General features: G+C 67.9%; 1 protein-coding gene. It reads left to right on the plus strand.

Annotation, left to right across the window (positions count from 1 at the left end; translation table 11 throughout):
* On the plus strand, window positions 1–3,302 hold a 3,302-nt coding region (locus AC5P1B_RS35540), incomplete at both ends, for a type I polyketide synthase (protein WP_493892167.1).

The following is a 3,302-nucleotide window of genomic DNA, read 5'->3' on the forward strand; positions in this document are numbered from 1 at the left end:
AACCGCCAAACCCTCGCCGACACCCTCGCCACCATCCCCACCGAACACCCCCTCACCACCGTCATCCACACCGCGGGAAGCGGACACCACGCCCCCATCAACACCATCACCCCTCAGCAACTCGCCTCCGCAATCAACGCCAAGGAACAAACGGCCTGGCACCTCCACGAACTCACGCGTGATGTGCCCCTATCCGCCTTCGTGCTCTTCTCCTCGTCCGTAGGCACCTTCGGGGGTACGGACCATGCGGGCTCCGCAGCGGTCAGCGCTCAGATGGACGCCTTGGCCCACCATCGGCGCGCGGCTGGCCTGCCCGCCGTATCGATCGCTTGGGGCGAGTGGGACGCACCAGAGACAAGTCAAGAGGCGAGCAACGGCCCCACACACTCGGACCTCGACAGAAAGCGTCGCCAGCAGGGGCTGCCTCGTCTGGACCCGGAGTTCGCGCTCGGCGCCATGCGTCAATCGCTTGACCACGACGAGACGGCCGTGGTCATCGCTGAACTGGACTGGCAGCGCTTCGCGCCGCGCGTCGCGTCCGTACGTCCGAGCCCGCTGATCAGCGACGTACCCGAGGCACAAGAAGCCCTGCGATCCTCGGAGAAACAGAGCGCCGCCTCCGATGCGTCTCACGAATGGCAACGCAGTCTCGCCGACCTGTCCAAGACCGACCAGACACAGGTGCTCACAGATCTGGTCTGCCTCCATACGGCAGCGACGCTCGGTCACCGTTCTTCAGAGGCAGTGCGGGCCCAACGCGTTTTCAAGGAGTTGGGGTTCGACTCAGTCGCCGCTGTCGATCTACGCAACCGGCTACGGGCCGCGACCGCACTCGCGCTGCCCACGACTCTGGTGTTCGACTACCCCACTCCTGCCGCCCTCGCAGAGTTCCTTCGTACGCAGTTGGTGGGCGCACACGACGATCCAGCGCGACCCGTGCCAATCACGGCTGTGGCGGAGGAACCCATCGCGATCGTCGGAATGGCCTGCCGCTTTCCAGGAGGCGCTTCATCTCCGGAGGCGTTGTGGGACCTGGTGGCATCAGGCGCTGACGCGGTATCAGACTTCCCCACCGACCGTGGCTGGGACCTGGACGGCTTCTACGACCCAGACCCGGAGCAACCGGGTAAGTCCTACGTCCGGGAGGGCGGCTTCCTCCACGAGGCAGGGCAGTTCGACCCGGCCTTCTTCGGCATCTCTCCACGCGAAGCCCTGTCGATGGACCCCCAGCAGCGACTGCTCCTGGAGACCTCCTGGGAAGCCGTGGAACGGGCAGGCATCGACCCGACGTCATTGAAGGGAAGTCAGGCAGGCGTCTTCGCGGGTATCGCCGCGCAGGAGTACGCGCCGCGCCTCGACGTCGCCCCGGATGGCGTCGAGGGCTACCTGCTGACGGGCAACATGACCAGCGTCGCCTCCGGCCGGGTGGCCTACACCCTGGGCGTGGAAGGCCCCGCGGTCACTGTCGAGACCGCGTGTTCGTCATCGCTTGTCGCACTGCATCTGGCCTGCCAGGCGTTGCGGTCCGGGGAGTGCGCCATGGCCCTGGCTGGTGGTGTCACCGTGATCGCCACACCGAGCGTGTTTGTGGAGTTCAGCCGCCAGCGTGGCCTGGCCCCCGACGGCCGGTGCAAACCCTTCGCCGCCAACGCGGACGGAACTGGTTGGTCCGAGGGCGCCGGCATGCTGCTGCTGGAGCCGCTGTCCCAGGCACAACGCCACGGACACCCCGTCCTCGCCCTCGTGCGCGGCAGCGCGGTCAATCAGGACGGCGCCAGCAACGGACTCACCGCCCCCAACGGCCCCTCCCAGCAACGCGTCATCCACCAAGCCCTCACCAACGCCGCACTCACCCCAGCCGACATCGACGCCGTCGAAGCCCACGGCACCGGCACCACCCTCGGCGACCCCATCGAAGCCCAAGCCCTCCTCGCCACCTACGGCCACAACCACACCCCCGAAAACCCCCTGTGGCTCGGATCAGTAAAGTCGAACATCGGCCATACGGGGACTGCCGCCGGTGTGGCAGGCGTGATCAAGATGGTGATGGCGCTACGGAACGAGCTACTGCCGAAATCCCTGCACATCGACGCGCCGTCTCCCCACGTGGACTGGTCGAGTGGAGCGGTGTCCCTGCTGACCGAGGCTCAGCCGTGGCTCCGCTCGGACCGGCCGCGCCGCGCCGGTGTCTCCTCCTTCGGCGTCAGCGGCACCAACGCCCACCTCATCCTCGAACAGTCCCCCACCTTCCCCACCCCCACCCCCGCTCCCGCGCCCACCCACACTCCCACTCCCACTCCCACCGAACCAGCCGATGACACGCATGCCGAAGAGGGCGACGGAGTACGCGACGTCGTCCTGCGCTCGCCGGTACTGCCCTGGATGCTCTCCGCCCGTACCGACAACGCCCTACGCGAGCAAGCCCGACGCCTCCACACTCACCTCCACAACCACCGCGAGCTCCCACCCGCCGACGTGGCCTGGTCCCTGGCCACCACCCGCACCGCCTTCGAGCACCGCGCGGTCATCCTCGGCCATGACCGTAACGAGTTGACCCAGAGCCTTCAGCGCCTCGCCATCGACGACCCGGCCGCGCACATCATCACCGGCGCCATCCACGCCACCGGCAAAACCGTCTTCGTCTTCCCCGGCCAAGGCTCCCAATGGGCAGGCATGACAGCCGACCTCCTGGACACCTCACCCGTCTTCGCCACCCACATCCAGGCATGCGAGGAAGCCCTCACACCCCACGTCGACTGGTCGCTAGGAGAGGTACTGCGGCACACGGACAACGCCCCGGCCCTCGAACGCGTCGACGTCATCCAACCCGCACTCTTCGCCGTCATGGTAAGTCTGGCGCGGATGTGGCAGGCCTGCGGCATCCAACCCGACGCCGTCATCGGCCACAGCCAAGGCGAGATCGCCGCCGCCCACATCGCCGGGGCCCTGACCTTGACCGACGCCGCCACCGTGGTCGCCCTCCGCAGTCAGGCTCTGGCCCGGTTGGCGGGGAACGGCGCGATGGCCTCCCTGACCCTGTCTGCAAAAGAGGCCGAGGAACACCTCGCCTGCTGGTCGGGGCGGTTGTCGATCGCCGCCGTCAACGGCCCCCGCACGGTGGTCATCTCCGGCGACCCCGAAGCCGTCGACGAACTCCTGGCCCACTGCGGTCGGCGGGATGTCCGGGCCCGTCGCATCCCCGTCGACTACGCCTCCCACAGCCCCCACGTCGAAGCGGTCGAAACCCAGATCCGCGACAGCCTCACCCACCTCACCCCCACCACCCCCACCATCCCCCTGCT

It is taken from the genome of Streptomyces sp. A01, assembly GCF_059026195.1.